18 protein-coding genes and 4 tRNA genes are annotated in these 23283 nt (G+C 66.5%); 11 read left to right on the top strand and 11 right to left on the bottom strand.

Annotated elements, in window-relative coordinates:
• Nucleotides 1-37 precede the first annotated feature (37 nt).
• On the bottom strand, nucleotides 38-1495 hold the full coding sequence (locus K5L94_RS04210) for a phospholipase effector Tle1 domain-containing protein (RefSeq protein WP_274512030.1): 1458 nt from the start codon (nucleotides 1493-1495) through the stop codon (nucleotides 38-40).
• A gap of 225 nt (nucleotides 1496-1720) precedes the next feature.
• On the opposite strand from K5L94_RS04210, the gene K5L94_RS04215 reads away from it, so the two are divergent.
• A complete protein-coding gene (locus K5L94_RS04215; protein ID WP_274512031.1) occupies nucleotides 1721-2974 on the top strand; it encodes a M12 family metallo-peptidase in 1254 nt (417 codons plus the stop codon).
• A gap of 87 nt (nucleotides 2975-3061) precedes the next feature.
• Here the strand turns inward: K5L94_RS04215 and lpxH are convergent, their stop codons facing one another.
• From lpxH to K5L94_RS04260, 9 genes are all read right to left on the bottom strand, one after another.
• On the bottom strand, nucleotides 3062-3808 hold the full coding sequence (gene lpxH / locus K5L94_RS04220; protein ID WP_053448904.1) for a UDP-2,3-diacylglucosamine diphosphatase: 747 nt from the start codon (nucleotides 3806-3808) through the stop codon (nucleotides 3062-3064).
• Between the two features lie 56 nt (nucleotides 3809-3864).
• Entirely contained in the window at nucleotides 3865-4404 is a 540-nt protein-coding gene (locus tag K5L94_RS04225) for a phosphatase PAP2 family protein (RefSeq protein ID WP_004154533.1), read from the bottom strand.
• Complete coding sequence (locus tag K5L94_RS04230; RefSeq protein ID WP_053448905.1) at nucleotides 4385-5530, bottom strand: glycosyltransferase family 4 protein; 1146 nt, start codon at nucleotides 5528-5530, stop codon at nucleotides 4385-4387. The genes K5L94_RS04225 and K5L94_RS04230 overlap by 20 nt, the downstream gene beginning before the upstream one ends.
• Before the next feature lie 157 nt (nucleotides 5531-5687).
• Nucleotides 5688-8654, bottom strand: a complete 2967-nt coding sequence (locus K5L94_RS04235; RefSeq protein ID WP_164086119.1) for a TonB-dependent receptor domain-containing protein — start codon at nucleotides 8652-8654, stop codon at nucleotides 5688-5690.
• 266 nt (nucleotides 8655-8920) lie between these two features.
• A complete protein-coding gene (gene ppx / locus K5L94_RS04240) occupies nucleotides 8921-10447 on the bottom strand; it encodes an exopolyphosphatase (protein ID WP_004154536.1) in 1527 nt (508 codons plus the stop codon).
• A 316-nt stretch (nucleotides 10448-10763) separates the two neighbouring features.
• Complete coding sequence (gene ppk1, locus K5L94_RS04245) at nucleotides 10764-12851, bottom strand: polyphosphate kinase 1 (protein WP_274512032.1); 2088 nt, start codon at nucleotides 12849-12851, stop codon at nucleotides 10764-10766.
• Between the two features lie 4 nt (nucleotides 12852-12855).
• Entirely contained in the window at nucleotides 12856-14187 is a 1332-nt protein-coding gene (gene phoR / locus K5L94_RS04250; protein WP_008267063.1) for a phosphate regulon sensor histidine kinase PhoR, read from the bottom strand.
• 106 nt (nucleotides 14188-14293) lie between these two features.
• Entirely contained in the window at nucleotides 14294-14983 is a 690-nt protein-coding gene (gene phoB / locus K5L94_RS04255) for a phosphate regulon transcriptional regulator PhoB (RefSeq protein ID WP_005408258.1), read from the bottom strand.
• A gap of 116 nt (nucleotides 14984-15099) precedes the next feature.
• The gene (locus K5L94_RS04260; RefSeq protein ID WP_053448908.1) at nucleotides 15100-16746 is read right to left on the bottom strand and encodes a M48 family metalloprotease; all 1647 of its coding nucleotides are present in this window, start codon (nucleotides 16744-16746) and stop codon (nucleotides 15100-15102) included.
• A gap of 142 nt (nucleotides 16747-16888) precedes the next feature.
• On the opposite strand from K5L94_RS04260, the gene grxC reads away from it, so the two are divergent.
• The 6 genes from grxC to K5L94_RS04290 all read left to right on the top strand — a co-directional run bounded on the left by grxC (nucleotide 16889) and on the right by K5L94_RS04290 (nucleotide 21635).
• Nucleotides 16889-17179, top strand: a complete 291-nt coding sequence (gene grxC, locus K5L94_RS04265) for a glutaredoxin 3 (protein WP_004154541.1) — start codon at nucleotides 16889-16891, stop codon at nucleotides 17177-17179.
• Nucleotides 17176-17568 (top strand): carboxymuconolactone decarboxylase family protein, encoded by a 393-nt coding sequence (locus K5L94_RS04270; protein ID WP_005408260.1) that lies wholly within the window; start codon nucleotides 17176-17178, stop codon nucleotides 17566-17568. Before grxC ends, K5L94_RS04270 begins: the two co-directional genes overlap by 4 nt.
• A 322-nt stretch (nucleotides 17569-17890) precedes the next feature.
• Nucleotides 17891-18895 carry an isocitrate dehydrogenase gene (locus K5L94_RS04275; protein ID WP_014036138.1) on the top strand — a complete coding sequence of 335 codons (1005 nt, stop codon included), beginning with the start codon at nucleotides 17891-17893 and terminating at the stop codon, nucleotides 18893-18895.
• A 259-nt stretch (nucleotides 18896-19154) separates the two neighbouring features.
• On the top strand, nucleotides 19155-19898 hold the full coding sequence (locus K5L94_RS04280) for a cysteine hydrolase family protein (RefSeq protein WP_053448910.1): 744 nt from the start codon (nucleotides 19155-19157) through the stop codon (nucleotides 19896-19898).
• Nucleotides 19899-19951: 53 nt separating this feature from the next.
• The gene (locus K5L94_RS04285; protein ID WP_274512033.1) at nucleotides 19952-20860 is read left to right on the top strand and encodes a LysR family transcriptional regulator; all 909 of its coding nucleotides are present in this window, start codon (nucleotides 19952-19954) and stop codon (nucleotides 20858-20860) included.
• A gap of 25 nt (nucleotides 20861-20885) precedes the next feature.
• A complete protein-coding gene (locus K5L94_RS04290) occupies nucleotides 20886-21635 on the top strand; it encodes a sulfite exporter TauE/SafE family protein (RefSeq protein ID WP_053511813.1) in 750 nt (249 codons plus the stop codon).
• Between the two features lie 59 nt (nucleotides 21636-21694).
• On the opposite strand, the gene K5L94_RS04295 is transcribed toward K5L94_RS04290, so the two are convergent.
• Nucleotides 21695-22453: a Bax inhibitor-1/YccA family protein gene (locus K5L94_RS04295; protein ID WP_164086056.1), complete on the bottom strand. Its 759-nt coding sequence runs from the start codon at nucleotides 22451-22453 to the stop codon at nucleotides 21695-21697.
• 180 nt (nucleotides 22454-22633) lie between these two features.
• Here K5L94_RS04295 and K5L94_RS04300 point away from each other — a divergent pair.
• The 4 genes from K5L94_RS04300 (at nucleotide 22634) to K5L94_RS04315 (ending at nucleotide 23231) form a co-directional block, all read left to right on the top strand.
• Nucleotides 22634-22710: transfer RNA gene (locus K5L94_RS04300), tRNA-Pro, on the top strand.
• A 39-nt stretch (nucleotides 22711-22749) separates the two neighbouring features.
• A tRNA-Arg gene (locus tag K5L94_RS04305) sits at nucleotides 22750-22826 on the top strand.
• 173 nt (nucleotides 22827-22999) lie between these two features.
• Nucleotides 23000-23076: transfer RNA gene (locus K5L94_RS04310), tRNA-His, on the top strand.
• A gap of 79 nt (nucleotides 23077-23155) precedes the next feature.
• Nucleotides 23156-23231 (top strand) — tRNA-Lys (locus K5L94_RS04315).
• Nucleotides 23232-23283: the final 52 nt, after the last annotated feature.

Here is a 23283-nt window from a genome sequence, read left to right on the forward strand (position 1 = left end):
TATGGCACAAACGACTTAATTCCCTCCGTCCCCTTTTTCATGCGTTCGGCAGCACCACGCGCTTGCCATCCACGGTCGGCCGGTTGATGTAGAACAGGCCGGGCCCCGGTCGATACGGCAGCTCGCTGACGCCTGCGTCGGCGGCGTAGGTCAGTGCGGTATCGCCCAGGGCATCGAAATTCCAGTGTGCCGACTGCATCAGGTAGCGACGGCGCAGCAGCGCTTCCTGGGTCTGGGTCAGTGCCTGCCCGGCGACCAGGCGACGGGCGATCGGCTGTAGGGCGGATGGAAGTTCCCAGCCCTGGACCCCGGCGGCCTGCGCACGCCATTGCACGCCAGCATCGATCGCATGCTGCTGCATCACCTGCAGGGCGATCAGCTGGTAGCGCCAGTCGATGCGCCTGCGCAGCACGACCGCGGCGGTGACGTACAACACGGGTGACAACAGCACGCTGCGGCTGCCGGCCCGGCGCTGCTGCTGCCATTGGTGCCAGACATCCACCCAGATTTCCTTGTCGCCGACGCCCAGCTGCTGCCGCCAGCGCTCCGCATCGGCCTGCGTTTCAGCGTAGGCGGTGGTGGCCTGCAGCATCGCCAGCGGCGGTATCTGGTAGTCAGCAACGGCGGGGCGACGCAGCTGCTGCCGCCGTGGTCGGCTGAGCAGCTTGGGGCCTTCCTCGAGCTGGTTGTAACCGCCCCCGATGTTGGCATGCACCCCGGGCAGGGCGATCTCGGTGAACGGCGGTGCCACGCTGGTCAGCGGGTAGTGCTGGCGATGTTCGTCGCGCGCGGTGAGCTGCACGACGTGCGCGGCGATGTCACTGCGCAGAGCGAGGTGTGGCTGTTCATCGGCGCGGCCGCCACTGACCGCAACCACGGTGTCGAACAGGCCGATGAAGCGCACGACCGGCACCGCGGGGGCGAAGTCGGCGGCACAGGCCAGGCCCGCCCCCTGCAGCAGCTGGCGCCAGCGTGAACCGTCCCAGCCCTGCAGCTGGTTGGCGATATCACGCGCCGCGGCAGCGCCCCGCGAAAAGCCGAACAGATCCAGCTGCACGCGGCGCAGCGGCTGTCGCCAGCGCGCGGCCAGCCCGGCAAGCGCAGCCGGCAGCAGCACCTGCAGCGCGCGCTGCACCTTCGCACGCACGCCGCTGGCACCGATACCGAAGGCCAGTCCGATCAGATCGTCGTCGGCATCATCGCGGGTGCCGACCCCTTCCACATAGATCGACAGCGAGGGCGTGGCCACGGCATCGCGGCGGCTGTCCGGATACAGCTGCTGCAGCCGGGCGATGTTGGTCTCACCGTTGTCGTAGCTGCTGGTCAGCCGGCTCTGGTAGGTCGAGTCATCATCCGCGCGCAGCTGCACCGGGCGTGGATGCGGCTGCTGCGGGCGACCGCGGGCCAGGTTGTGGGCGTTGTTGCGGGTGCCATCGAAGAACAGGCCGATCCGCAGCAAGCCGACATCTTCGTCCGTGTCCTGCGATCGTGCCATGTGCATTCCTCGTCGTGGCCGCGTCAAAGTAGCGCGAAAAATGTGTATTTGCGATGTGTAGTGACGCTTTTGACCTGACTGAACGCAGATGCGGTTGATCACAATTCCTGATTTTCATTCGCATCAACTATTGAATTCACACGACCCGCGCAGGCCATATGGCCAAACCCGGCAAACCCGGGCGTGCTGCATCAACGCTGTTCACATCATTCAAGGAGCGACGCAATGTTGTCCAGATCGATTGGCAAAGCGGCAGGTGGCCTGGTGTTGGGTTTGTCGGTGGCAGCGGCCGCGCATGCGGCACCGTTGTTCGAGCCGGTGACGGTCATCAGCCGGGCATCGGCAAACAGTGAGCCCGCGCTGGGCAAGCTGCTGGCCACCCCGTCTACTGCGACGGTGCAGGAAGTCCGGGTCGACGCAGCGGCCACTGCGCAGCCACAACTGGAGTTCGAGCTGCTTGGCCAGCGCGTGCAGGCAGTGCGCAGCAAACTCGAGGCGCTGCCCGAGGGTGGCAGCATCTGGTACGGCCAGTTCCGCTCGCCTTCGGACAAGCTGACCGCGGCAACCTCCAACGGACAGGACGATCCCGGCAACTCGCTGATCCTGGTGCGCTCGGGCAACACCATCACCGGTTCCATCCGCAAGGACGGCAAGCTGTACCGGCTGCGCCCGCTGGGCAACCGCCATGTGCTGGTGGAGGTGGATGAGTCGCGGATGCCGGCCGACCATCCGGCCGATTACAACCAGCTGCCGAAGATCCCGATGGGCGACAACGATCGCATCGGCATCGCACAGGCCTCGTCCGGCACCCCCGCGACCATCCGTGTGCTGGTGGTGGCGACCAATGCCGCGGTGGCGGCCTACGGCGGCAACATGCAGTCGCTGGTGCAGCTGGCGGTGGCCGAGTCCAACCAGGGCTACGTCAACAGCAACGTCGGCATCACCATGCAGCTGGCCGGTTACGAGACCACCAGCTACACCGAGTCGGGCAGCTTCGATACCGACCTGGCGCGCTTCCGTGGCACCAGCGATGGCCACATGGACAGCATCCATACCAGTCGCAACACCACCGCCGCCGATGTGGGCGTGCTGCTGATCAACAACACCGCCTACTGCGGCCTGGCCTCGGGTATCGGCTCGACGGCATCGACCGCGTTCGCGGCGGTGTACTGGGATTGCGCGACCGGCTACTACTCGTTCGCACACGAGATCGGTCACCTGCAGAGCGCGCGGCATGACATCGCCACCGATTCGAGCACCTCGCCCTATGCCTATGGCCATGGCTATCGCTATGAGCCGTCGACGGGCACTGGCTGGCGCACGATCATGGCCTACAACTGCACCCGCAGCTGCCCGCGCCTGAACTACTGGTCCAACCCCAACATCAGTTACAACGGTATCCCGATGGGCAATGCCAGCACCGCCGACAACCAGCGCGTGCTAGTCAACACCAAGGCCACCATCGCGGCCTTCCGCTGAGTCCAGGCGCCGACCAAGGTCGGCGTCTACCCGGGCGCGTTTACCTGCTCCGGTAGATGCCAACCTTGGTTGGCAACCTGCGATCGATCATTCGCGGGCCAGCGTATCCAGCGACCAGCCGCTGGCATCCACGCGCAGCACCGAACCCTGTTCGTACCAGTCACCCAGAACGATGCGGGTACAGCCGCGTCCACCGGCCTGCAGCGAGTGGATTGCCGGGCGGTGGGTATGGCCATGGATCATGGTGTCCACCCCGTGGCGGACGAAGGTGGCCTCGACTTCGGCAGGGGCCACGTCGGTCACCGACTCGAACTGCGCACGGTCTTCCTGCTTCATCTCGGACTGGCGCGCCTGGCTGGCGTCGCGGGCCTTCTGTGCGAAAGCGATGCGTGCCGCCAGCGGCTGTGACAGGAACTGCGCCTGGAACGCCGGGTCGCGCGTCTGCGCACGGAACTGCTGGTAGGGGATGTCATCGGTGCACAGCAGGTCACCGTGCTGCAGCAGCACCGGGCGGCCGTACAGCTCGATCATGCACGGGTCGGGCAGGATGCGCAGGCCGGCACGGCGTGCGTAGTCCTCGCCGAGCAGGAAGTCGCGGTTGCCGCGGATGAAGTACACCGGCACGCCGCTGTCGGACAGCACCTTCAGCGCATTGGCCACCGCGTCGGCGGCAGGCGAGGGCGTGTCGTCGCCGATCCAGGCTTCGAACAGGTCGCCGAGGATGTACAGGGCATCAGCGCCGGGCGCCTGCTCGCGCAGGAAGCGCAGGAACAGGTCGGTGATTTCCGGACGGCTGGGGTCCAGATGCAGGTCGGAAATGAACAGCGTGGTCATGCCTGCATTCTAGGCCATCCACGATGACGGTAGCGCCGGGCCATGCCCGGCGGCCGTCACACCGGCAGCGGCAACCAGGCCAGGCTGGCCGAGGCCAGCAGCACCGCGATGCCGGTCGCGGCCAGCACGTCGCTGGGGTAATGCAGGCCGAGCACCACCCGCGACAGCGCAACGCCAGCGGTGAACGGCACCAGCAGCGGCGCCAGCCACGGGTAGTAAGCCAGCGCGACAATGGTGAACGACACCGCGTGCAGGGTGTGGCCGGAGGGGAAGCTGAACTCGTCCAGCGGTGCCACCCAGGCGCGGATGCGCAGGTCGGCCGCGTACGGGCGCGGGCGCCGGGTCCAGCGCTTGAGGCCCTTGTACAGCAGCAGTGCGGCCAGGCCGGTGGCTGCCATGTGCACCGAGGCGCGCAGGCCGTCGAAGCCATCCAGCAGCACCAGCGCGCCCATCAGCACGTACCAGAACACGCCATCGCCGAGCCGGCTGATGACCGAGAACAGGCGACGCACGCGGCGACGCCGGCAGTAGTGGTTGGCGCGCCTGCACAGGCGCGCTTCGCGGTCGGCCAGCAATTCAAGCCGCGTGGTGCGCATGGCCGCTCCTCCGCGAGTGGGCCAGCTCGGCCAGCAGGGCATCGAATTCGGCGACCACCTGCTGTGGATGCAGGCGCTTCATCGCGCGCGCGGCGTTGCTGCCCAGCAGGTGGCGTTGCGCATCATCGGCAGCCAGCCGCACGGCGGCCTCGACGAACTGCTCATCATTGTCCACTGCTGCGCCATTCTCGCCGTTGCGCAGGTACTCGCGCGCGGCGCCATAATCGAAGGCGACGGTGGCTACACCGCTGGCCATGCTTTCCAGAGTCACGTTGCCGAAGGTCTCGCTGCGGCTGGGGAACAGGAACAGGTCACCGCTGGCGAAATGCCGTGCAAGCGCTTCGCCGCGCTGGATGCCGCAGAAGATGAAGTCAGGATTCTCGTGCGCCAGCTTTTCGCGTGCAGGACCATCGCCCACCCACACGAAGCGCGCCTTGGGGCGGATCTGCTGCAGCTTGCGGAACGCTTTTACAGCCAGGCCAAGGTTCTTTTCCGCGGCGATGCGGCCAACGTAGATCGCCACCAGGCCGTTGCCGTCCACGCCCCATTCCTCGCGCAGCGCCGGGTCGCGCCTGCCCGGATCGAACTGCTGGCTGTCGACCGCGCGTGCCAGCAGGCGCACACGCTCGAAACCCTGTTCGCCAAGGAACTGCTGCAGCTCGCGGGTGGGCACCAGGGTGGCATCGGCCTGGTTGTGGAAGCGGCGCATCCAGCGCATCGCGGCAGCCTGCAGCCAGGCCACGCCGTAGTCGGGCAGGTACTCGTCGAAGCGGGTGTGGAAGCCACTGGCAACCGGGATGCCGAGACGGCGTGCGGTACGCAGTGCAGACCAGCCCAGGGGGCCTTCGGTGGCGACGTAGACGGCGTCTGGGCGCTGTTGCTGCCAATGGCGGCCCAGCCGGATCGGCGCCGGCAGGCCGAAGCGCAGGCCGGGGTAGCGGGGCAGCGCGGCGCCGGGAACCAGCAGCGTGCCCGGTGCCGAGTCCAGTGCTTCGCTGGCCTGGCGCGGTCGGACCAGGTCGACTTCATGGCCGGAATCACGCAGTCCCTGCTCCAGGCCCTGCACGGTGAGGGCAACGCCGTTCACTTCCGGCGGATAGGTCTCGGTGACGATGGCATAGCGCATGGCGGGCCTCCGGGTTTCCGGCATGCTCGGCTATGGCGATGTAGTGGACATGACGGCTTTGCGACCGCCAGATGACGCAGGTGCCGGCCACCGTGGGCAAGAAAAAACCACGGCCCCGAGGGGCCGTGGTTCCTGTTGCAGATGACAGCGCGATGGATCAGAAGCGCTGCTGGTACTTCATGTACATGAAGCGTCCGATGTCGTAGCCACCGTAGTAGGAGAACGACGAGTTCGGCTTGCTGTACATCACCGGGGCTTCCTTGCCGAACACATTGTTGGCGCCCACCGACACGGTGGCGTCCCACGGCAGGTTGTAGCGGAACTGCACGTCGTGGAAGGTCACTGCACCGCGCTCGTTGTAGGCGGTCGGCGCCTTCAGCCACGGCGCCAGGAAGGTCGGATCGGAGCACTCGTCCGGATACAGGCTGGCATTGGCGCAACGCTCCTTCACGCCGGAGTAGTAGCGCGCTGTCCAGCTGACGCCGAAGTCGCCCACATCCCAGCCCAGCACCAGGTTCGAGCGCACGCGGAACGCGAGGCTGGTGGCGGTGCCGATGGTGTTGGCAACGCCGTTGATTGGCGTGATCGCATCGCGGACATCGTTGGTGGAGCGATAGACGTTCTTGCTCACATAGGTACTGGTCCAGCCTGCGCTCAGCTTGCCGTAGCTGGTGTCGACGCGGTAGCTGACATCCAGGTCGTAACCTTCGGTCTCGGCGAAGCCGGCGTTGCGGTTGCCGAACTTCAGGCCGGTGACGATGCCGGTGGACGGGTCGCGGCTGAAGCGGCTGCAGCGTGCTTCGATGCCCTGCTCGTAGCAATCCTTCAGGATCTGGTTCGGGCTGTCACCGACGATGGTGTTGTCGATGCGGATCTTCCACCAGTCCAGCGCGACGTTGAAGTTGCTGATGAAGGTCGGGCTCCACACCACGCCCAGCGTCTTGCTGGTGGAGGTTTCCGGAACCAGCAGCGGATTGGAACCGGACACGAACGGCGTCGGGGTTGCATCCTGCGCCGTGGTCACCGGGACATTGCCCTGCTTCAGCTGGCGGAAGTTGGCGGCATCAGCGATGTCACGTGCACAGCGGGCGCGGACTTCGGCACTGCTCTTGGACGAGCCGAACTGCGTGTCGCACGGATCGCTGAACTGCGCGAAGGTTTCCGAACCGCCACCGTACAGGTCGTTGATGGTCGGGGCGCGGAAGCCTTCGGCCCAGGTACCGCGGACCAGCAGCTGGTCGATCGGCTTCCACTTGAAGCCGAACTTGCTGTTGAGGGTATTGCCGAAGGTGTTGTACTTGGAGAAGCGGGTGGCGGCATTGAAGCTCAGTTCGCGCGCGCCGGGCAGGTCGGCCAGCACCGGTACGTTGAGCTCCAGGTAGGCTTCCTTCACGTTGTAGCTGCCACCGGTCGGGCCGGCGGCCAGGTTGGTGGTGGCGCCGGTCTGGGCCAGGGCATCGGGGGTGTAGCGCCCGTCTTCCTTGCGGCTTTCCACGCCGAAGGCGAAGCCCAGGTCGCCGGCCGGCAGGGTCATGATGCTGCCGGACAGGTTGGCGAACGCGTTCTTGGTGGTGGTCCGGCCGGTGGTCCGCTCGGCCGGGAACAGCCACGCCATCAGTTCTTCATTGCCGGTCAGCCCGTTCGGATCGTTCCTGCCGTAGGGCACCAGCGGATTCCACGGCTTGCAGCCGTCGATCACCGCACCCGGGCGGCCGCACATCACCTTGCCGGTGGCCGGATCCAGGAACGACGGACCCACGGCGTCACGCACGCGCTTCTTGTGCAGGTTGCCGGTAGCGGTGGCGGTCAGCTCGTTGCGGTTGTACTGGTAGCCCACATCCCAGTCGAAGTAGCGCTGGCCGATCTCGAAGGTGCCATCCAGCGACACGACCGCACGGTAGGTCTTCAGTTCGCTGGTGCTTACACGCGGAATTTCCCAGGTACGGCGGTTCCACGCGATGTCGGTCGGCCGGGCATAGCCGTGCTGGTTGCCGAACGGGTTGAAGTAGCTGTCCTTGGACATCAGGCCGGTGGCGGTCGGGTCACCCGAGATCGACACCGAGCTGGACTGCAGGGGGTAGCCTGCGATCTGGCGCTCGGCCGAACGCTTGTTGTAGCCGAATTCGGTGCGCAGGTTGACCTGGTCGGTGATCTTGAAGCGGCCGTCGAAGTACACCGAATCACGCTTGAGCGGATACATCACGTGCATCTGCTCGTTGGCGTTGCTGACGTCGCCAGTGAACGGCGTCGCGTCGGTCAGATGGTAATTGGCCGGGTTGGTCGGGTCAGCGCCGCGGTTGAGCGAGTAGCCGCAACCCTGGCTGGTGTTGGTGCAGCCCGGGCCACCCTTCAGGCCGGTGAACTGGCCCCACTGGCTCAGCGTGGTCCAGTTGGAGGGATCGTTCGGGTGGCGGTCGCTCACGCCGTACTTGCTGAACCAGCGGTCCTTGGCCCAGACGCTCTTTTCCTCGGAGTGTTCCAGTGCCAGGGTCAGCGACACGCGGTCATTGCTCCAGCCGCCGACCACGTCGAAGCGGTCACGGGCGCCATCGCCTTCGCTGTACTGGCCGTGGTAGACGTTGGCGGTCACGCCGTTGACGTTGGAACGGGTGATGATGTTGATCACGCCGGCCATCGCGTCGGAACCGTAGATGGCCGAAGCGCCATCCTTCAGCACTTCGATGCGCTCCACTGCCGACACCGGCAGCGACGACACGTCCTGGTAGCCGGAGGTGCTGATGCCCAGGCGCTTGCCGTTGACCAGCACCAGGGTGCGCTGTGCGCCCAGGTTGCGCATGTCGATGTAGGTGCCGCCGGTGTTCTCGCCCGCGCTCAGCGCGTTGGCGCGGCTGATGGCCGGGCTGCCCATCGCGGTGACGTTCTGCAGGATGTCGGCCACCGAGCTGAAGCCCTGGCGCTCGATCTCGACGCGGGTCAGCGCCAGCACCGGCTGGGAGGTTTCCACATCGACCTGGCGGATGCGCGAACCGGTGATCTCGATGCGATCCAGATTGGTCGGCGAGGCGCCGCCAGCATCCTGGGCGAACGCCGGCACGACGGCCAGGGCGGTGGTCGTCACCAGGGCGTGGGCAATCGCCTTGCCCAACACGGTACGTGAAGTCATTACGTTCTCTCTCTCTCAAAGACGTACGGAGATGCCCAAGGAAGGCATCCAATGGCCCAGCCGAACTGCGCCGGTGCTCCGATACTAGTCTCGGTAGTTAAGAGGTTGTAAAGAGCTTATGTCGAAATATTTCCTCCCATGTCATCGACGTGATGGATATGTGAGGAAAAACGGGAACTTGCGACGGAACTGCCCGTCGCACCTGGGAAGGTGATGTTGCGGCGCAGCGCAAATTGGCGCGTGGGACGGGCGTCGTCCCGGCAGGATCAGGCCACGAACGGACGGAACTGGATGCCCAGCCCGGCGATGCCGTCGGTCTCGCCGATCAGGTCGGCGCGCAGCAACGGGCGGGCATCGATGAATGCCTGCGGCACGATCAGCGACAGCCGGTTGTCGTCGGCGGTCAGTTCCAGCGCTGGCAGCGGGGCGTCCTCGTGCGCGCGGTTGAGCAGCACCGCCAGGCGCAACAGGGCGGCCAGCCGACGTGCGGTCAGCAGCAGGCGCTCGGGCAGGGCATCGAAGGCGGTCTTGGTGATGCTGCGGCGGTGGCTGCGCACGAGCGCGGCCAGCATCTGCTGTTCCTGCCGCGAGAAACCAGCGATGTCCGAGTGTTCCAGCACGTAGCTGCCGTGCACGTGGTAGCCGCTGTGCGCGATCATCAGGCCCAGCTCGTGCAGGCGTGCAGCCCAACCCAGCATGCGGGCATCGTCGGCATCCAGTTTCCAGTGTTCCTGCACCTGCTCCAGCAGTGACAGTGCGGTCTCCTGCACGCGGTCGGCCTGCGTCATGTCGATGCCATAGCGCTGGCTGAGCGCGGCCACCGATTCGTCACGCAGGTCGTTCTCGCCGGCACGGCCGACGATGTCATACAGGATGCCTTCGCGCATCGCCGCCTTGCTGACCAGCAGCTTCTGCAGGCCCAGAGCCTGGAAGGCCGCTTCCAGCACCAGGATGCCGCCGGCGATGATCGGACGTCGGTCGCTGGACAGGCCCGGCAACTGGATGTCGTCGATCTTCTTGGCTTTCAGCAGTTCGTCGCGCAGCTGTGGCAGGGCTTCGGCGGTGATCGCGCCCTTGCTCAGCTTCATCGTCGCGCAGATCTCGCTGATCGCCTTGTGCGTGCCCGAAGAACCCAGTGCTTCCTGCCAGCCCAGCGCACGGTACTTGCTGGCGAAGGGCTGGAACTCGCGGCCGATCTCGGCCAGCGCGTCCTTCCAGCGCTTCTTGCTCAGCTTGCCGCCCGGGAAGAATCGGCGGGTGCTGGCGATGCAGCCGGCCTGCAGGCTTTCGCGCTCGAGGGTCTGCATGCCCATGCCGATGATGAATTCGGTGGAGCCGCCGCCGATGTCGATCACCAGCCGGCGCTGGCCGGGCTTGGGCGGTTGTGCATGGGCGACACCGAGGTAGATCAGGCGCGCTTCTTCGCGACCGCTGACCACTTCGATGGCGTGCCCCAAAGCGGTCTCGGCCGGGACCAGGAACGACTGCGGCGAGCGCAGCTGGCGCACGGTGTTGGTGGCCAGTGCGCGCACCCGGTGCGGTGGCACGTTGCGGATGCGCTGGCCGAAGCGGGCCAGGCACTCCAGCGCGCGTTGGCGGGCCGCCGCGGAGAGTCCGCCCTTGCCATCCAGCCCGTCGGCCATCCGCACCGTCTCGCGCAGGCGGTCGATCACCCGCAGCTGGCCGAGCGTGTAGCGCGCGATGACCATGTGGAAACTATTGGAGCCAAGGTCGATGGCGGCCAGCAGGTCGCCATCCTGCAATGCGGGCGGAGTCGTGGTGGTATGCGGCATGGACGAATGTTAGCCGAAGGAGCGGTGTGCTCGTCACCGCGCGGCCTTCACATTTTGGAAGAGGAGAGTGCGGCAGGGCTGCGCCCTGCACCTGCCGAATCAACGGCAACGGCAAAAGCGGGCTATCCGTGGGATGGCGGGGTGGGTCCGGCTGCGGGGGACGGCGCAAGTACGTCCATGTAGCCTCGGTCGCGCCATCCATGGCGCTCACGCCCCCGCAACCGGACCCACCCCGCCTTCGACAGATTTCTGCGATCTGCCGGGACGGCGTTCCGTGCGGCTGTTGGTGGGTGTCGACCTGGGTCGACACACCGGGTTACAGCCCCTGCATCAATGCCATCTGCGCAGAATGCGGGGCTTCGTCGTGGGCCGGGGCACGTTTGTGGTAGATGCCCTCGGCGTCCAGTTCCCAGGCATTGAGGTTGTCATCCAGGTAGTTCTGCAGGACCTCGCGGTACACCCGCTTGGCCAGTTCCGGATCGAGGATCGGGAAGCAGGTCTCGACCCGGCGCAGCAGGTTGCGCTCAAGCCAGTCGGCGCTGGCGCAGTACATTTCCGGCGCACCATCGTTGCCGAACCAGTAGACGCGGCTGTGCTCGAGGAATCGACCGACGATCGAGCGCACCCGGATGTTGTCCGAGATACCCGGCACGCCCGGGCGCAGGGTGCAGGCGCCACGGATGATCAGGTCGATCTGCACGCCGGCCTGCGAGGCGGCATACAGCGCGCGCACCACCTGCGGTTCGTTCAGTGCGTTCATCTTGGCGATGATCCGCGCCGGACGGCCCGTGGCGGCGATGCGGGTTTCGCGCTCGATGCGGCCGAGGATGCCGGTGTGCAGGGTGAAGGGCGACTGCAGCAGGCGCTTGAGCTTCATATTCGACGCCAGGCCGGACAGCTGCTGGAACAGCAGGTGCACATCGTTGCCGATGTCCGCATCGGCGGTGATCAGGCTGATGTCGGTGTAAGCACGGGCGGTGCCGCTGTGGTAGTTGCCGGTGCCCAGGTGCACATAGCGGCGCAGCTTGCGGCCCTCGCGGCGAACGATCAGCAGCATCTTGGCGTGGGTCTTGTAGCCGACCACGCCGTACACCACCTGCACGCCGGCTTCCTGCAGGCGATCGGCCAGGCCCAGGTTGGCCTCTTCGTCGAAGCGCGCACGCAGCTCGACCACCACGGTCACATCCTTGCCGTTGCGCGCGGCCTGGATCAATGCGTCGACGATCAGCGAATCCTTGCCGGTGCGGTACAGGGTCTGCTTGATCGCCAGCACGTTCGGATCAACCGCCGCCTGCCGGATCAGGTCCAGCACTGCGGTGAAGGCATCGAAGGGGTGATGCAGCAGCAGGTCATGTCGCGCAACGGTCTCGAAGATGCCATCGCTGTCGCGCAGCGTGCGCGGGGTCATCGGCGGGTACTTCAGGTCCGGCTGTGCGATCAGGTCGTACAGCTGGATGATGCGGTTGAGATTGACCGGGCCGTCGATGCGGTACACCGCGTTCTCGGTCAGGCCGAAATTCTGCAGCAGGGTGCGCACGATGTCGCGCGGCATGTCATGGGCGATCTCCAGGCGCACCGCCGGCCGGTAGCCGCGATCGACCAGCTCGTCACGCAGTGCCAGCGCCAGGTTCTCCACTTCTTCCTCGTCCACCACCAGCTCGGAATTGCGGGTGACGCGGAACTGGTAGGCGCCCAGGACTTCCATGCCCGGGAACAGTTCATCGACGAAGGTCGACAGCACCGAAGACAGGAACACGAAGTTCTGCGGGCCGCCAAGCTTTTCGGGCAGCTGGATGATGCGCGGCAGCGAGCGTGGCGCGCGCACGATGGCCAGGTGGCCGGCGCGGCCGAACGCATCGGTGCCCTTCAGCACCACCACGATGTTCAGCGATTTGTTGAGGATCTTCGGGAACGGATGCACCGGGTCCAGGCCCAGCGGCGACAGCACCGGCATGATCTCGTTGCGGAAGTACGCGCGCAGCCAGCGCTTCTGGCGGTGGTTCCAGGACTGGCGGCCGAGCACGCCGATGCCGGCCTCCGCCAGCGCCGGGCGCAGGGTCTCGTTCCAGCAGCGGTACTGCTGGTCCACCAGCTCGGCGGCGCGGTCATGGATGGCGGTGAGGATGGTCTGCGGGCTCATGCCGTCCGGCGCCGGTGGCAGGCCGAACTCCTGCGCGTGGCGCACGGCGGCGGCGCGGATCTCGAAGAATTCATCAAGGTTGGTGCAGGAGATGCACATGAAGCGCAGGCGCTCCAGCAGCGGTACCTGCGGGTCCATGGCCTGCGCCAGCACGCGGAAGTTGAAATCCAGCTGCGACAGTTCGCGGTTGATGTAGAGCGCCGGATCACGCAGCGGATCATTGTCCGGGCTCACGGGGAGGGGGAGGGATCCGAGGCTGCTCATGGCGTCATTCTTCGATGGAAGTCAGGGGGGCGGACTCGCGCGGGCGCACGTGGTCGGCATCGAAATGGCAGGAGAACACCGAGCCCTTGCCGACCTCGCTTTCAATCTCCAGCCGCGCGTGGTGCAGGCCGAGGATGTGCTTGACGATGGACAGGCCCAGGCCGGTTCCGCCGCTTTCGCGGGAACGGCTGCTGGAGACGCGGTAGAAACGTTCGGTCAGGCGCGGCAGATGCGTGGCCGGGATGCCGTAGCCGGAATCACGCACGGCCAACACCGCGCCATCGCCTTCGCGGCGGAACTCGACGGCGATGCGGCCGCCGGCCGGGGTATAGCGCACCGCATTGGTGACCAGGTTGGAAAACGCGCTGTGCAGTTCCTTGGTCGAGCCCTGCAGGTCCACGCCAGCCAGGTCGTCGATGCTGATCTGGTGGCGGCCCTGGCTGTGTGCTTCGGCTTCGCGGCGCAGGGTGGCCAGCATCGGCTGCATGGCCACGGTCTCGTCCTCGCTGTGCTCCTGCGATTCCAGCCGCGACAGGGTCAGCAGGTCTTCCACCAGCTGGGCCATGCGCTGGCTCTGCTTGCGCATTTCCTCCAGCATCGGCCCGGTGCCGGGGAAATCGTCCGGGTCCATCATGTCCAGGTAGCCGTGGACCACGGTGAGCGGTGTGCGCAGTTCGTGCGAAACGTTGGCCACGAAGTCACGGCGGACCTGTTCCAGGCGCAGCAGCTTGCTGACGTCGCGGGCGATCAGCAGCCAGTAGTCCGACGAATAGGGAATCAGGCGCAGGTTGAGGCGGATCGCCGGATCAACCGGCGAGGGCACGTCCAGGATCGGTTCGGCATTGCGGCCACCGGCCAGCCAGTGGGCAAGCGGCATCGGCTGCAGGCGTTCGACCAGCGCCTCGCCGAGGTCACCCGGATGGTGCAGGCCGAGCAGGGCGGTGGCCGCTTCGTTGAACCACTGCACGCGCTGGCTGTTGCGGTCCAGCACCACCACCGCATCGGGCAGTGCGGCGGCTGCCGCGCGGTAGCTGCGCAGCATGTCCAGCAGGCGGCGCTTGCGCACGCGCATTTCCACCTGGTTCCGGTACAGCAGGCGGTCCAGTTCGTTCCAGACGCCGGTGCCTTCGTCGGCGGTGTCCCAGCGCTGGCGCGCGGTCAGGCGGCGCAGCACGCTGCGCAGGCGCCAGTAATGCCAGGCCAGGGTAGCCAGCGCGCCCAGTGCGATGCACAGCCACAGATGGCCCGAGAACCACCCCACCAGTCCGGCGAACAGCAGTACCGCGGCGACGGTGGCCAGGGTCTTCAACCAGGCAGAGCGGATGTGGCGGGGCATTGCGATCTCGTCGTTGAGGTGCGGCGGTTCACTGGGGTGAACCGAGGGTTATAGCAGAGTTGCCGGCACCGGCACCCGCGGGTGCGCGGTGCCGGCACGACGAGGCTCAGGTTGCAGTAGAGAAGCGGTAGCCGGCGCCGCGCACGGTCTGCACCATGTTCTCGGCGTTGAACGGTTCCAGCGTCTTGCGCAGGCGGCGGATATGCACGTCGATGGTGCGCTCCTCCACGTACACGCTGCCACCCCAGACATGGTCCAGCAGCTGGGCGCGGGTGTAGACGCGCTCGGGGTGGGTCATGAAGAAGTGCAGCAGGCGGTATTCGGTCGGGCCGATCGGCACCGGCTGGTCGTTGGCGAACACGCGATGGGCGGCGCCATCGATGCGGATCGGGCCGACCGCCACGCTGCCGTCCTCGTCGTCCTCGCGCGCGCGGCGCATCACCGCACGGATGCGGGCCAGCAGTTCGCGCGCCGAGAACGGCTTGACCACGTAGTCGTCGACGCCGGCTTCAAGCCCGCCGACGCGATCGTTCTCTTCGCCGCGGGCGGTCAGCATGATGATCGGCACTTCGCGGGTCAGCGTTTCCTTGCGCCAGCGGCGGGCCAGGTCCAGGCCACTGGTACCGGGCAGCATCCAGTCCAGCAGGATCAGGTCGGGCACGCGGTCGGCGATCGCGGTCTGCGCCTCGCGGGCATCGCCGGCGTGGACAGGTTCGTAGTCGCCCTTGCGCAGGGCGAAGGCGACCATTTCACGGATCGCGGGCTCGTCATCGACGATCAGGATGCGTTTCTGCACGAGGACACCGTAGGGCTCGGTTACTGGAGTGGTGCCAGTAGACTACGGTTTGATGACATGTTTGTGACTACCTGGCCGGAACCGGCCTGGATTGCCATCGGTCGGTCATGCGGCGCTCAGCGGCGGTCGAGGTCGGGGTCCTGCACGCCCTGGCGGCGCAGTTCCAGCACGGTGGGGGTGATCGCTTCGATGCGCGCGTCCACCCGTGCCCGCCCGACATAATCCAGCGCCGGGTTGCGCTTGAGCGCCTGCAACTGGATCAGCGACTGCTCCGGACGACCGCTGAGGAAGGCGGCCTCGGCATAGGCCTCGCTGGCGCGCACGCTGTCACCGGCCAGTTCGCTGGCGCGGGCGTATCGCTGCTGGAAGACCGGATCGTTACCGCTTTGCGACAACAGCGGCCGCAGCATGGCCTGCGCGCGCTGGCCGGCCTCGCGGCTGCCCTGTTCGTTCAGGATCTCGGCATAGGTCAGGGCCACCGGGCGGCTGTTGGGGTGCTCGCGCAGCAGCTGTTCGAAGCGGCTGTTGGCCTGGGCGGCCTGGCCGGCGCGCGATTCGGCCTCGCCCAGCCCCAGCGCCAGCCACAGGTTGTCCGGGCGGGTCTGCAGCAGGGTGGCCAGGGTCTGCCGGGCCTGCCCGGCACCGGCGCGGCCGCCGCGCATGACGGCCAGGGCCTGGCCATAGCGCTGGGCGTCGTTCAGGCCATCCTTCTGGCGCTTGGCCATGTCGGCGTATTCGCGCTCCAGTTCGGCGGTGGAGTCGGCGCTGAGCACCCGCAGGCGCTCGCGTGCCCAGTCGAAGTCGCCGCTGGCACCGCGGCTGAGCTGGCCGATCGGGATGCGCAGCACGCTGCTGGGCAGCAGCGGATTGTTGCCGCGCAGCAGCGGTTCGGCCAGGCTGGGGTCGGCCGGGTCCACCCGCTCCCTGCGTTCGCCGCTGGGGGTGCTGGTGGTCAGCAGCACCGTGTCCTTCTTCATCTGCTCGGCACGGGCCTTGGCTTCGCTGATGCGGGTGATGTTGACCGGGTGGGTGCGCAGGAACTCCGGCACGCTGTAGCCGCCTTCGTTGCCGCGCATCGCCGCCGCCATCCGCTCGAAGAAGCCGGCCATGGCGTCCACGTCGTAGCCGCTGCGGGCCAGGGTGCGGATGCCAAGGCGGTCGGCCTCGGATTCGTTGGACCGGGTGTAGTTGATCTGCCGCTGCTGCATCAGGCCCATGCCCGAGCTGATCGCGGCCATGGTCGCGTTGCCGGAGGAGGTGCTGTTGCTGGCCTGCGCGGCCACCACCGCGGCCAGCATGCCCAGCAGGATCGGGATCTGGTCGCGCTGGGCGCGCTCGACCCCACGCAGTACGTGCTGCTGGGTGACGTGGGCGATTTCATGCGACAGCACTGCCGCTACCTCGTCCTCGCGCTCGGCGGTCAATACCAGGCCGGCGTTGACCCCGATGTAGCCGCCCAGCGTGGCGAAGGCGTTGATCTGGCGATCCTTCATCACGAAGAACGTGTACGGCTGCCGCGGCTGGTCGCTGTTGGAGCCAAGCCGGGTACCCATGGTCTGCAGCCAGTCGTTGACCAGCGGATCGTCGAGCAGATAACCGTAGTTGCGCAGCTCGCGCAGCATCATCGCGCCATACTCGGCCTGGCGCGCCGGGGTCAGCAGTTCGCCGGCCGAGGAGCCGATGTCGGGCAGCTTCTCCTGGGCCTGGGCCAGCGGCATGGCCAGGGCCAGGGTGATGGCGGTAGTCAGCAGCAGGGCTCGCAAGCAGGAGGTCCTCGGGCAGGGCGCGCCCAGCGTGGCAGGGCAGGGGGCAACCATTCGTTAATCCACAGTGTTGCGGCCGTGGCGTGGAAATTCCAGCGCACCGGTACCATATATGGACCGTCGATCCATCGTGGAGTTTCCCGTGACAGCCCAGACCGCCGGCGGTGCCCCCGCCATCACCATCTATTCCACCGCCGTCTGCCCGTACTGCGTGGCCGCCAAGAACTTCCTGAAGAGCAAGGGCCAGCAGTGGACCGAGGTCCGCATCGACCTGGACCCGGCCGAGCGCGAGAAGATGATGGCGCTGACCCGCCGCACCAGCGTGCCGCAGATTTTTGTCGGCGACGTCCATGTCGGCGGTTACGACGACATGATGGCCCTGCACCGTGAAGGCAAGCTCGAGCCGCTGCTGGCCGGGCAGGGCCAGGCATGAGCGCGGCCGACGACGGCAGCAAGGACCGCATCGCCGAGTTCACCGACTTCCGCAAGCGCATGAACGAGCGCATCCTGGGCGAACCGAACCAGGTGGTGCGCCGCTTCTTCGCGCTGGATACGCAGACCTACCAGGCCGGCGCGCTGGACGTGAAGACCAAGGAACTGCTGGGCCTGGTGGCCTCGATGGTGCTGCGCTGCGACGACTGCATCAGCTACCACGTGGCCCAGTGCAAGGACGCCGGGGTGACCCGTGAAGAGTTCTTCGAGACCTTCTCGGTCGGCCTGGTGGTCGGCGGCTCGATCGTGATCCCGCACCTGCGCCGCGCGGTCGATTTCCTCGACCAGCTCGAAGGCGGCGCCGCCGCCCCGGCAGCGCACGAACACTGAAGGAAGTGCCGGCCTTGGCCGGCATCGCCTGAACCCGGCATGGCCGGGGTTGCCGGCCAGCGGCCGGCACTACCGAGCGCGCGGGGGGCCTTCCCCGCGATCCAACAGCCCAGGAGCCCCCTTGTTGTTCAAGGGGGCGCGCCGACAGGCGCGGGGATAAGGTGGGATGCGCGGGCAATTCTGCCTGAGCCGTGCATTGGGACCATGGTCTATTTGGGACCTTGGCCCCGGCTCAGGCATAATTGCCGGTGAAACTTCCTTTGCGCCGGCGTTTCCGGGCACGTCCGGACGGCGTTTTTCCCCCTGTTCGGAACATCGATCAATGACGCAGAAAATTACGGTCATCCGCGGCGACGGCATTGGCCCGGAAATCATGGATGCCACCCTGTTCGTGCTCGACCAGCTCAAGACTGGCCTGGAGTACGAAGACGCCGACGCCGGCCTGGTGGCCCTGGAAAAGCACGGCGACCTGATGCCGGCGGTGACCCTGGAATCGATCGCGCGCAACAAGGTGGCGCTGAAGAGCCCGCTGACCACCCCGGTCGGTGGTGGCTTCACCTCGATCAACGTCAGCCTGCGCCGCCACTTCGACCTGTACGCCAACGTGCGTCCGGCGCACACCTTCCCGAACACCAAGTCGCGTTTCGACAACGTTGACCTGATCACCGTTCGCGAGAACACCGAAGGTGCGTACCTGGCCGAAGGCCAGGAAGTGTCGGCCGATGGCGAGACCGCCTTCTCCGGCACCCGCATCACCCGCAAGGGCTCCGAGCGCATCGTGCGCTACGCCTTCGAGCTGGCCAAGAGCACCGGCCGCAAGAAGGTCACCGCCGTGCACAAGGCCAACATCATCAAGTCGACCTCGGGCCTGTTCCTGAACGTCGCCCGCGAAGTGGCCGCGCAGTACCCGGAGATCGAGTTCCAGGAAATGATCGTCGACAACTGCTGCATGCAGCTGGTGATGCGTCCGGAACAGTTCGACGTGATCGTCACCACCAACCTGTTCGGCGACATCATCTCCGACCTGTGCGCGGGCCTGGTCGGCGGCCTGGGCCTGGCCCCGGGTGCCAACATCGGCAAGGACGCGGCGATCTTCGAAGCCGTGCACGGTACTGCACCGGACATCGCCGGCCAGGGCAAGGCCAATCCGTGCGCGCTGCTGCTGGCAGCCGCGCAGATGCTGGACCACGTCGGCCAGCCGGAAAATGCCGAGCGCCTGCGCAAGGCCATCGTGGCCACCATGGAAGCCAAGGACTCGCTGACCGGCGACCTGGGTGGCACCGGTACCACCATGAGCTTCGCCCAGGCCATCGCCAGCCGCCTGTAAGCGGTCGGCCAGCCTCGGTTGGACCCACAGCGGGGCGCCTTCGGGCGCCCCGTTGCGTTTCTGCGCTTCTGTAGCGTCGAGCCATGCTCGACGGCTTTTGCTTTCTTATGGGGCTCACGCGAAGAGCAGTCGAGCATGGCTCGACTCTACGAAAGTTATCTGTGCACCAGGCGCACAGATCATGTGCTTGTGAGCGGCTGGTTCGTGCGCCATCCGCTCCGCATCCTGTGCCCACTTTCCACCGCACAGGAGTCGTCCGATGAACCTCACCGCCTTTGGCCTGGCCAGCCTGATCGGCATGGCCGCCACCGCCCCGGTCGTCGCCGCCGAGCCGGCCCATCCCACCATCCGCCACATGGCTGGCGCCCCGGTCGCCGCTTCGCTGGATGCGGCCAAGACCGCCGTGCTGGTGATCGATTTCCAGAACGAGTACTTCGATGCCAAGGCCGCGCCTGGCTTTGCCGGTGGCCGCATGGTCATCCCCGATGGCGTGGCCGCGCTGCGCCAGACCCGCCGCCTGATCGACTTCGCCGATGCCAATGGCATCCGCGTCATCCACGTGCAGCATGTGCTGCCAGCAGGTGCGCCGCTGTTCGCGCAGGGCAGTGCCAATGCCGCCTTCCATCGCGACATGCAGCCGCGGGCCGGCGAGACCGTGGTGCAGAAGGACAACGTCAGCGTGTTCGCTGGCGGCTCTGCGGCAGTGATCGACACCGTGCTGAAGCAGGCGGGCATCGACACCCTGATCGTCACCGGCCTGCAGACCCATGCCTGCGTGGCCGGCGCCGCCCGCGATGCCGCCGCGGCACCGCGTGGCTACCGGGTGATCGTGTCGTCCGATGCAACGGCCAGCCGCGACCTGGACCTGGCTGGTGGCCAGCACATCGGCCATCGCGCGCTGCACGAGGCCGCGCTGGCCCAGATCGAGGACACATTCGGCGATGTCATGACCACTGACGCGATCCTGGCGCTGCCGGTGCGCAAGGCCGGCGGCGGCGCTTGATAAGCTGGCAGGGCCCGCACATCGCGGGTCCTGCCAACCGGAGCCGCCCGCTGATGGATCAATTCGCCGCCCTGCGCGCGCTGCGTGCCATCGTCGATGCGGGCAGCTTCACCGCTGCCGCCGAGCGATTGGGGACGACCCATTCGGCCATGTCGCGGCAACTGCGGCAGCTGGAAGAACACCTGCAGGTACGCCTGCTGGACCGCAACAGCCGCCGGCTGTCACTGACCGAAGCCGGACGTGGCTACTACCGCCAGGCGGCATCATTGCTCGATCGCCTGCAGGAAGCGGATGACCAGGCACGTGCCGGACAGGCTCAACCCAGTGGCATCGTGCGGATCAGCGTGCCGCAGGTGGTGGCCAGCCAGGAGCTGCCGCATTGGCTGCCGTCGTTCCTGCAGCGCTACCCGCAGGTGGCGCTGGATCTTTCCGCCGATGATCAGCTGGTCGATGTGGTGGGCGGTGGTTTCGATCTTGCGCTGCGTATCGCACCGTCATTGCCGGACAGCCAGCTGGTTGCACGCGAGTTGGCCAGCTGCCCGCGCATCCTGGTGGCCGCGCCTGGCTATCTGGCGCGCCACGGACTGCCTCGGCAGGCGTCGGATCTCGCGCAGCACCTGTTGCTGGGTTTCAGTCCCACACCGGCGTTGCCGCCCTGGCAACTGCACGGGCCGCGCGGTGCCACCGCGAGCATCGAGGCCGGGCAGCGCCTGCGCGTGGATGCCACGCCGGCGCTGTACGCCGCCGCGCTGGGCGGCATGGGCATCAGTCTGTTCACTGCGCTGACCGTGCAGGAGGACCTGCGCGCCGGTCGTTTGATCCGGGTGCTGCCGGCCTGGCACGCCGGACAGCGCCGCTACTTCGCGCTGTATCCGCATGCGCGTGCACTGGCGCCGAAGGTGCGTGCGCTGGTCGAGCATCTCGCAGAGCACTACGCTGCGCAGAGTGGCGCGGCTGGGTAGCCGTGCAACCGCAACCGAGGTGGTGATGGAGTCGGTCTATCTGCTGGTCGCGCTCGGCGCGATCGTCGCCGGATTCGTGCAGGGCCTGTCGGGTTTCGCGTTCGGCATGGTGGCGATGTCGTTCTGGGCATGGGGCCTGGAGCCGCGACTGGCGGCAACGCTGTCGGTATTCGGCGCGCTGGTCGGCCAGCTGGTCGCGGTGTTCACCGTGCGCCGCGGATTCAACCTGCGTCTGCTGCTGCCATTCGTGCTGGGCGGTCTGGCGGGCATCCCGCTGGGCGTGATGGTGCTGCCGCAGCTGGACATGGAGTGGTTCAAGGCGCTGCTGGGGGGCTTCCTGGCGCTGTGGTGCCCGGTGATGCTGATGGCGCGGTCGTTGCCGCCGATCCGCGTCGGCGGTCGCCTGGGTGACGCGATCGCCGGCATGGCCGGTGGTGTGCTCAGCGGCATCGGTGGATTCGCCGGGCCCGTGCCGACGTTGTGGAGCACGCTGCGTGGTTTCGGCAAGGATGAGCAGCGCGCGGTCATCCAGAACTTCAACCTGGCGATGCTGGCGGTGACCATGGCCACCTATGTCGGCAGTGGCCTGGTGAACCGGCAGATGCTGCCGTATTTCGCCATCGTGGCGCCGGCCATGCTGCTGCCGGCCCTGCTCGGCGCGCGGGTCTACATCGGCATCAGCGAGGCGCGCTTCCGCCAGCTCGTGCTGAGCCTGCTGACCGCGTCGGGCATCGCGCTGCTGGCCTCGTCGCTTCCGGCGCTGCTGGCGCGCTGATGCGTCAAAGGAAAAGGGCGCCACCCGGGCGCCCTTTGTCGTTTACGGCATGGCGTGGCTCAGCGCTGCTGGATCTTCGACAGCAGGCGCAGGAATTCGATGTACAGCCAGACCAGGGTCACCATCAGGCCGAATGCGCCATACCACTCCATGTACTTCGGCGCGCGCTGGGCCACGCCCGTCTCGATGAAGTCGAAGTCCAGCACCAGGTTCAGTGCTGCGACCACCACCACGAACAGGCTGAAGGCGATGCCCAGCCAGCTGGAGTCGTGGATCACCGGGACGTTGATGTTGAAGAAGCCCAGTACGAACGAGGCCAGGTAGAGCAGGGCGATGCCGCCGGTGGCAGCCACCACGCCCATCTTGAAGTTCTCGGTGGCCTTGATCACGCCGCTGCGGTACGCGAACAGCAGCGCGGCCAGCGTGCCGAAGGTCAGCAGCACGGCCTGGAAGACGATGCCCGGGTACTTCATGTTGAACAGCGCCGACACGGCGCCCAGGAACAGGCCCTCGACCAGCGCATACATCGGTGCGGTGACCGGCGACCATTCCTTCTTGAAGATGGTGATCAGCGCCAGCACCAGCCCGCCGATCGCGCCGCCCATGGCATACAGCTTGGCTGCGCCCATGACCTCGCCGTACTCGTTGACGGACTGGTTCCAGGCGAAGGCCGCGGTCAGCACGGTCAACAGCAGCAGGATGCCGGTCTTGTTGGCGGTGCCGTTGAGGGTCATCACCTGGCCGGGGCTGGTCACCACCGAACCGCTGGCGAGGTCGAGGAAGGTCGACTCGGAAAGAGCCGGGTTGCCGCTGCGCATGCGTGTTCTCCGTGCGAATGAGGGTCGGGACGGCCATCCGGCCGATGTCCACGAGCATAGCCGATGGACATGCAGGGCGCCGTGGCGGGTTCATGATCGGTCGCGCCTGCGTTGACAGTTCGCGATGCGCTTGGCGACAATGAACGACTCCCCGGGCCTGGCCCGAGGGGATTGCAAGACCGGGGTATAGCGCAGTCTGGTAGCGCGCCTGCTTTGGGAGCAGGATGTCGGGGGTTCGAATCCCTCTACCCCGACCAATCCCACGCCACGTCGGATTGGACATCGTTCCGGTTCGGGCGCCCGTAGCTCAACTGGATAGAGCACCGGCCTTCTAAGCCGGCGGTTACAGGTTCGATTCCTGTCGGGCGCGCCATTGGCGAGGCACCGGGGTCGTATCGGCAGATGTGAAGAAGTGCTTGCAAAAGCCCACAGACTCCACCAGAATATCGGACTCGCTTCGGCGGACCGGAACTTCGGTGACAGTCTCCAGGCAAAGGTTTGAGTTCCAGCGTCAGTGGTATCGGCGAGGGAGCAAAAGTTTCAGTGGTGGCTGTAGCTCAGTTGGTTAGAGTACCGGATTGTGATTCCGGTGGTCGGGGGTTCGAATCCCCTCAGCCACCCCACTGATTCAACCGCATCGGCGCAGCCGAAACGGTATTGCAATAAACAGAAAGCACGCTACAATGTGCGTCTGAGTTTCACGGGCCGTTAGCTCAGTTGGTAGAGCAGTTGACTCTTAATCAATAGGTCCAAGGTTCGAATCCTTGACGGCCCACCAAGACGGAAGCCACCTGGTACGCCAGGTGGCTTTTTTCTTATTAGTGTGACTC

This window comes from Stenotrophomonas forensis (assembly GCF_028752115.1).
GTDB classification, from domain to species: domain Bacteria; phylum Pseudomonadota; class Gammaproteobacteria; order Xanthomonadales; family Xanthomonadaceae; genus Stenotrophomonas; species Stenotrophomonas forensis.